Below are 7,722 nucleotides of genomic sequence, written 5' to 3'. Positions count from 1 at the left end.
GGGGGGGGGGGGGGGGGGGGGGGGGGGCGGGGGGGCCCCCCCCCCCCCCCCACCCGGGGGTACGTCGACCGCCGACCGGGGCCGGCGTTCGGGGTCAGCGTGCGGGGCAGGTCTTCCAGGCGAGGTGGTAGACGGTCTGGATGGCACCGTCGGTGGAGTCCATGGCGATGAAGCTGTTCGTCTTCTTCGGGTCCGAGGTGCCGGCGTTGACCCGCAGCTCGGTGTTGATGTTGAAGTTGCGCTGTGCGCCGCAGGGCGCCCAGACCAGCTGGGCCCAATCGGTGGTGTCGGTGGCCTGCCAGTTGTTGTCGAGCGGGCCGTTGAAGCGGTGGGTCCCGGTGGCCGTCTCGGGCGAGCCCTGGAAGTAGTACGAGGCCTTCTGGGTCGCGTTGGCCCCTCTCTCCAGGTGGGCGTAACCGCGGTAGTCGGCGCTGGCGACGGCGTAGGTGAAGCCCTGCGGGACGTGCACGATCAGGTTGAGCTGGCAGTTCTTGCGGAAGTCCGTCGGTTGGGAGCCGACTCCGACCTGTGCCAGGTACTGGCTGTAGGTGACGGTGAAGGCCGTGTTGTCCGCCGACACGGCGACGGCCGCCGTGCCCAGAGGACACCCGGACCCGTTGACGGTCGCGAGCTCGATGACGATCTTGTCGGGCGGCACGGTGATGCCGGCCGGGGCCTGCGGGGCGAGGAACGTGCCGGCGAGGAACACGGCGGTCGCGCCGCCGGCGAGTAAGGCACCGGGCATGATGCTCCGATCGGTTGTCGGTGGCCTTGCCTGAGGTGGGGGGTCCGGCCGAGCGCGCGGTCCCGCTCCGTCGACCCGGACAGCGGGAATCGTCGGGTGGGGCCGCAGCGTTTGGGAAACCTCGACCGTCCGGCCGCGTCGCGGAACGAGTACCGGAACGCTCTGGATGCTAGAGACCGCGCTCCCTGCGGAATAAGGCGGTTACCGGCCGATCACACGGCGTCGACATCGGCCGCTTCGGCCGCCGGATCACACGCGGCCGGTGTCGATCGCCGCCGCGAGGGCGGCGGCCCGTTCGGCGGCGCGCGGGCGCGGGTCCGCGGTACGCGTGGCCCAGGCGATGTGTCCGTCGGGCCGGACGAGGAGTTCGCTGACCCCGTCGAGGTCCTCGTGCGGGTCGTGCGCGGTGACGGTCGCGTGCGTGAGTCGGGGGTGGGCGGGCTCGTCGGGGCCGCCCCCGGACGGGCTGCCGGTGAGGTCGAGCAGGACGAAGCGGCCCTCGCGGAACAGTTCGTGGGCGCGCCGCGCGGACGAGCCGGCGACGGTGAGGGCGATGTCGGGCAGGCGCCGTCCCGCGGGCGCGCCGCCTTCGAGGGGATAGCGGGTGGCGAGGGCCGAGACCCGCCCGGCGAGCAGCCGGTTCACCTCCGGCAGGCCGAGCAGTTCATCGAGGAGCGTGCGCAGTGCGACGGCGGAATCGGCGTACCGCGGGACCAGGGTCAGTTCGGCCAGCAGGGTCTGTACGGCGGTGTTGTCGGTGACGGCGCGGCCGACGGGGCGGCGCTCGGCGTCGTAGCTGTCGAGGAGACCGGGCGGGGCCCAGCCCGCGATGTGGGCGGCGAGCTTCCAGCCGAGGTTGAACGCGTCCTGGAGGCCGGTGTTGAGGCCTTGGCCGCCGGCGGGGAAGTGGATGTGCGCGGCGTCGCCCGCGATCAGGACCCGGCCGGCGCGGTAGCGCTCGGCGAGTCGGGTCGCGTTGCCGAAGCGGGACGACCAGTACGGCTCGCCGATGCCGAGGTCGGATCCGCAGAGCCGGTTCAGGCAGGCGCGGAACTCCTCCGTCGTGACGGGCTCCGCGGAGGGTGTGCGCATGCGTTCGGGGTCGATCAGGACGATGCGGGTGAGTCCGCCGTCCAGCGGAACGGCCAGGCCTCCGGCGGCGCGCAGCCGGCGCAGCGCGTCCGGGTCGGCGTCGAGGCCGGCGAAGTCGCCGAGCACGCCGGTCAGGGTCTCGTCGCTGCCGGGGAAGGCGATGCCCGCCGCCTCGCGGACGGGGCTGCGGCCACCGTCGCAGCCCACGACGTACCGGGCCCGCAGGGGCGCGCGGCCACCCGGACCGATGCCGCCGTCGTCGCCCGGGCCCCCGTCGGCGGTTCGGACGGTGCAGGTGACCCCGTCGGCGTCCTGGGTCAGCGCGGTGAGTCGCAGGCCGCGGCTGATCCGGACGCCGAGTTCCCGTGCGCGTTCCTCCAGGAGGGCTTCGGTGCGGGCCTGCGGGATGGCCAGGGTGTAGCCGTGGCGGGTGTCGAGGGCGGCGAAGTCGAGCGGGGTGGGCAGGGCCGCGTAGTGCCAGCCGGGGACGGGGCGGCCGTGGGCGAGGAAGCGGGGGGCGAGGCCGCGCAGGTCGAGGATCTCGACGCTGCGCGGGTGGAGGGTAAGGGCGCGGGAGTGCGGGTGGGGCGCGGTGCGGCGCTCGATGATCCGGGTCCGTACGCCGGCCAGGGCGAGTTCGCAGGCCAGCATCAGTCCGGTGGGGCCGGCGCCCACGATGATCACATCGGTGTCCATGAGAGGTACCCCCTAATAAGTGAACAGCGTTCACGTGAACGATGTTCACTATAATGAGGCGCATGAGTTCCCTGTCAACCTCCGCCCCCGGGCGGGGGCGCCCCGCCCGCCTCGACCGGACGCGCACCGTCGAGACGGCCCTGGACCTGCTGGACGAGCACGGCCTGGAGGCGCTGACCATGCGCCGGCTCGCCGACGCCGTCGGCGCCCAGGCCGGCGCGCTGTACCGGCACTTCGCCACGAAGGACGACCTGCTCACCGAGATGGCCGAGCGGATGGTCGCCTCGGCGGCGGCCGGGCCCGCGCCCGCGGACGCCGCGTGGCAGACGGCGCTGGCCGGACGCGCCCGGGCGCTGCGCGCGGCGCTGTTGGCCCGACGGGACGGGGCACGGGTCTACGCCGGCACGCACCCGACCGGCCCGAACACACTGGGGTTCGCGGAGTCGGTCGTCTCGCTGCTGACGGGGGCCGGTTTCGGCGAGGAGGACGCGGCGCGGGCCCTGTTGGCCGTGGCCGACTTCACCCTGGGCCACACCCTGGAGGAACAGGCCGCCCTCACCCCGGACGGACCGGCCGATCCGGCGCGCCTGCGCGAGGCCGCCGCCGGCGAGGCCTACCCGCACCTGGCCCGGGCACTGCCGGTGGTCACGAGCACCGACTTCACCGCCCGCTTCGAGTTCGGCCTGGACCTGCTGATCACCGGCCTGTCGGCGCGGGGCCCGCGCCGGGACAAGGACTGACCGCCCGCACCCTGCTGACGGCAGCGGGCCGGCCGGAAAGCCGGCGGACGCAAGCGGAACCACAAGCGGAGGCCGCGCCGGTCGACCGCGCACGGTGGGTCACTTCGGCGTGCGCCCTCGGGCACATCGGGGCCGCTCCCCCTTCGTACGCTCCATGCCGACAAGGACGACGACCGGCCGGCGCAGCGCACGGCCGGTGCGAGAGAGAGCGGGCCGCGTGCAGTTCGGCATCTTCACCGTGGGTGATGTGACCGCCGACCCGACGACGGGCCACACCCCCGGCGAACGGGAGCGCATCAAGGCGATCACCACCATCGCCCTCAAGGCGGAGGAGGTCGGGCTGGACGTCTTCGCCATGGGCGAGCACCACAATCCGCCGTTCGTCCCGTCCTCCCCCACGACCGTGCTGGGCTACATCGCGGCACGCACCGAACGCCTGCTGCTCTCCACCGCGACCACGCTCATCACCACCAATGACCCGGTGAAGATCGCGGAGGACTACGCGCTGCTGCGCCGCCTGTGGGAGGAGGACGTGGTCGACTGGGAGGGACGCTTCCGCACCCCGCTCCAGGCGTTCACCTCCACCCCCCGCCCGCTCGACGGACTGCCGCCCTTCGTGTGGCACGGTTCCATCCGCAGTCCCGAGGTGGCCGAGCAGGCGGCCTACTACGGTGACGGCTTCTTCGCCAACAACATCTTCTGGCCCAAGGAGCACTACCAGCGGTTGATCCGGCTCTACCGGCGCCGGTTCGCCTTCCACGGCCACGGCACCGAGGAGCAGGCGATCGTCGGCCTCGGCGGGCAGGCGTTCATGCGGAAGAACTCCCAGGACGCGGTGCGGGAGTTCCGGCCCTACTTCGACAACGCCCCGGTGTACGGGCACGGTCCCTCGCTGGAGGAGTTCACCGAGCAGACCCCGCTGACGGTCGGCAGTCCCGCGCAGGTGATCGAGCGCACCCTGGAGTTCCGTGAGCACTTCGACGACTACCAGCGGCAGTTGTTCCTGATGGACCACGCCGGGCTGCCGCTGAAGACCGTCCTCGAACAGCTCGACATCCTGGGCGAGGAGGTCGTGCCGGTGCTGCGGCGGGAGTTCGCCGCGGTGCGCCCGGCGGCCACGGCGGCCGCGCCGACCCACGCGGGCCGGCTGGCGGCGCGCGACGGGGTCGCCCCGTGATCGAGAACCCGGCCGCCGTGCTCTCGGGTGACGGCGCACCGAGGAGGATCACGGTGGTCGCGGCCGGTCTGAGCGATCCGTCGTCCACCCGGCTGCTCGCCGATCGGCTCGCCGCCGCGACGCGGTCGGCACTGGACGCGGGGTGGCCTGTGCGATCGAGTTCGTCGAACTGCGCCCGCTCGCACGTGACATCGCCGCCCACCTCGTGACCGGGTATCCGCCGCCCGGCCTCGCGGCCGCGCTGGGCGCGGTGGAGCACCGCGACGCGCTCATCGCCGTCACGCCCGTGTTCACCGCCTCCTGCTCGGGCCTGTTCAAGTCCTTCTTCGACCTCGTCGAGAACACGGCCCTCACCGGCCGTCCCGCGCTGATCGCGGCGACCGGCGGGACCAGCCGGCATTCGCTGGTGCTGGAGCACGCCCTGCGTCCGTTGTTCGCCTACCTGCGCGCCGTGGTGGTGCCCACCGGTGTCTACGCGGCCACCTCGGACTGGGGAAACGCGGGCGACCCCTTCACGGAGGAGCTGCCCCGCCGGATCGGCCGGTCGGCGGCCGAGTCGGCGGCCCTGCTCGCCCCCGGCAGACCGCCGGCCGGCGGTCCGGCCTCCCCTGCGCCGGACGGGGACGAGGAGGTCGTGTCCTTCGAGCGACACCTGGAGGCCGTACGAGCCCGGCCCGCACGGCGGTGACCGGCGACGGCCGGACCCACCGCCGGACCCGACACGCGGCGCGACACGCGACCGGACACGCGGCGCGACTCGGCGCCCGACGCCGGACGCCTCACCGGGCGCGGCGCACCCGGGCCAGGACGAGGACCGTGTCGTCGGTCGCGGTGTCGGGCAGCAGGTTCGACAGGATCCGGTCGGCGGCCTCCTCCAACGACCCCATGGGGCCGCGCAGTTCCTCGCGGAGCGCGTCGAGGCCCGTGTCGATGTCCCGGCCGCGGGCCTCGATCAGCCCGTCGGTGTAGAGGGCCACGACGGCGCCCTCGGGGAGTTCGACCTCGATCGACTCGAAGGGTACGCCGCCCACCCCGAGCGGCACTCCCAAGCCCTCCGCGAGGGTCTCGACCGTCCCGTCGGGGTGGCGTACCAGGGGCGGTGGATGGCCCGCGTTGGCGATGACGGCGTGCCCGGTGCGGGCGTCGTACAGGAGGTACGCGCAGGTCGCCCATTCGATGCCGACGTCCTGGGCGCAGGCGTCGAGTTCCTCCAGCAGTGCCCGGGGGTCGCGGGTGTGCCGGGAGAGCGCCTTCGCGGTGATCCGCAAGCGGCCCATGGCGGCCGCCGCCGGCACCCCGTGGCCCATCACGTCGCCGACGACGAGGGCCACCCGGTCGTCGGCCGGTGTTCCGGCGTCGTACCAGTCGCCGCCGACCTCGGTGCCCCGGCCGCCGGGCAGGTAGCGGTGGGCGATGTCGACGTGGGGTCCGGCCGCCGGGGCGGTGGGCAGGAGGGAACGCTGGAGGGTGAGCGCGATGTCCTGGACCCGGCTGTAGAGGCGGGCGTTGTCCAGGCAGAGGGCGGCGCGCGAGGCCAGCTCCCCGGCGAGCCCGAGGTCCTGTTCGGCGAAGTCGGGGCGGGCCGCCGAACGCCCGAACATGGCGAGGCCCTGCACCGTGCCGCGTGCGATGAGCGGGGCGATGAGGATGCGGACCAGGCCGCTTTCCCTGAGCAGCCGGGCGCGCTGTCGGTGCACGACGGTCCGCGCGACGAAGTCCTCGTCCACCCGGACGCAGATCGGGCGGCCCGAGCTGAGCATCTGGTGGATGCCGGAGCCCGGCGGGTAGGTCACCTCCCGCAGGCCGCTCACCAGCTCGACGGCGGGCGCGTCCAGCGTGGTGCCGGAGGCGATCCTGCGGGTGAACAGCGGGAGCAGTGGATCGAAGTCCTCGTTCTCGTCCATCCACTCCACGAGTTCCACGACGGATCCGTCGCAGAAGTCGGGCACCACGACCTCGACCAGTTCCCGCGCGGTGACCTCGACGTCCAGGGTGGTGCCGATGTGTCCCGCCGCCCGGTCCAACAGCGCCAGCCGGCGGCGGGCGGACGTCGCCTCCAGGATGGCCCGCTCCCGGTCCGTGACGTCGATCAGCAGCCCTCCCACCCCGCGCCGGGTGTCCACGGCGCCGCTCAGCGGGAAGAAGCTCACCGATCGGACCTGGTCGCGGTCGGGATGTCCGCTCGTCCGCAGGCCCACCAGCGTGCCGACCACCGGGCGGCCGTCCCGGGCCACCCCGCGCAGCATCCGCCGGTACTCGCCGTCGTCCGAGGTGATCATGACGTCGGCCATGTGCCGTCCGAGGTGCTCGGCGACGGGGATGCCGTCCATGTCGGCCAGCGCCTGGTTGAGGTGGACGTAGCGCAGGTCCTCGTCGAGCATGACCAGGCCGATCGGGCAGGTCTCGAAGAGCGCGTCGAGGAAGGACAGGTTGGTCTTCACCCGGTCGAGTTCGTCGCTCCTGCTCGCCAGGCCCATGATCACGGAGTCGCCCTCGGCGCCGGCCACGGGGAAGACCCGGAAGCCGCAGTCGAAGACGGTGCCGTCCAGGTGGCGGACGGGCAGCCGCACGCGCCAGTACCCGAGGGTCCGCGCCCGCTCCGCGAGGTGCGCGGCCGCGTCCGGCTCCGAGGCCGGGAAAAGGGCGGCCGCGGGCCCGGAGAGCACGTCCGCGGCCTCGTGGCCGAACAGGTTCCGGGCGCCGGGGCCCCAGTACCGGATCAGGCCCTCGTCGTCGATGCCGAAGACCGCGACCGACACGTGCTCCAGGAGCGATCCCGGCTCGGACCGGAGCGGCTCGGGACCCTGCTCGCCCCCCTCTCCCCCAGGCCGGTCCGTCGGCATCGGCAGATCCCCTCACGGGTGGCTGTCCGGCGCCCGCGAGTCGATCACGGGCCGTTCCTCCAATTCTGCCCGCGATCGAAGAGGGGTACATTTCGTCCGACCGCGGAATCCGGACGGTGACGCCGAATCCCACGGAACGCACTCGGGCGATCACGATGAGGAGTCGACCGGCAGGTTTCCCGGCGAGCGGGCGCGGCAGAGCCGGCGCCGCTCGGAGCGTCGCGCGGGGCCTCGGCCCCCGGACGCACCGGGCCCATGTCACCGCACTCGCGGACACGCGTACGGTCCGTGACGCCCGTGCTTCCTAGTGCAGCGCGTTGCAGGTCCTTTTCCGGTTGGGCGGGTTGGGTGCGGTCACGCCTCGTGGTCGGCGAGGTGGACGATGGCGGCGGTGTCGAAGGCGTCGTTGGGGTGGCCGATGTCGGTGCC

5 protein-coding genes and 1 pseudogene are annotated in these 7,722 nt (G+C 73.5%); 3 read left to right on the top strand and 3 right to left on the bottom strand.

The features are described from left to right. Positions 1-94: 94 nt before the first annotated feature. Positions 95-745: a DUF4360 domain-containing protein gene (locus OTB19_RS26385; protein ID WP_267800988.1), complete on the bottom strand. Its 651-nt coding sequence runs from the start codon at positions 743-745 to the stop codon at positions 95-97. Between the two features lie 249 nt (positions 746-994). Then, entirely contained in the window at positions 995-2,533 is a 1,539-nt protein-coding gene (locus tag OTB19_RS26380; protein ID WP_267800987.1) for an FAD-dependent monooxygenase, read from the bottom strand. A 62-nt stretch (positions 2,534-2,595) separates the two neighbouring features. Between OTB19_RS26380 and OTB19_RS26375 the strand changes: the two genes are divergently transcribed. From OTB19_RS26375 to OTB19_RS26365, 3 genes and pseudogenes are all read left to right on the top strand, one after another. Then, positions 2,596-3,273: a TetR/AcrR family transcriptional regulator gene (locus OTB19_RS26375; protein ID WP_267800986.1), complete on the top strand. Its 678-nt coding sequence runs from the start codon at positions 2,596-2,598 to the stop codon at positions 3,271-3,273. Between the two features lie 217 nt (positions 3,274-3,490). Then, a complete protein-coding gene (locus OTB19_RS26370; RefSeq protein ID WP_267800985.1) occupies positions 3,491-4,450 on the top strand; it encodes an LLM class flavin-dependent oxidoreductase in 960 nt (319 codons plus the stop codon). Positions 4,451-4,467: 17 nt separating this feature from the next. Beyond that, positions 4,468-5,138, top strand: a pseudogene (locus OTB19_RS26365) (CE1759 family FMN reductase). A 91-nt stretch (positions 5,139-5,229) separates the two neighbouring features. Here the strand turns inward: OTB19_RS26365 and OTB19_RS26360 are convergent. Next, on the bottom strand, positions 5,230-7,293 hold the full coding sequence (locus tag OTB19_RS26360; protein ID WP_267800984.1) for a SpoIIE family protein phosphatase: 2,064 nt from the start codon (positions 7,291-7,293) through the stop codon (positions 5,230-5,232). Positions 7,294-7,722: the final 429 nt, after the last annotated feature.

It is taken from the genome of Streptomyces sp. H27-H5, from assembly GCF_026627505.1.
GTDB lineage: Bacteria > Actinomycetota > Actinomycetes > Streptomycetales > Streptomycetaceae > Streptomyces.
Note: the sequence above shows the minus strand (reverse complement) of the source record. Positions and strands in the feature narration are given on the sequence as shown.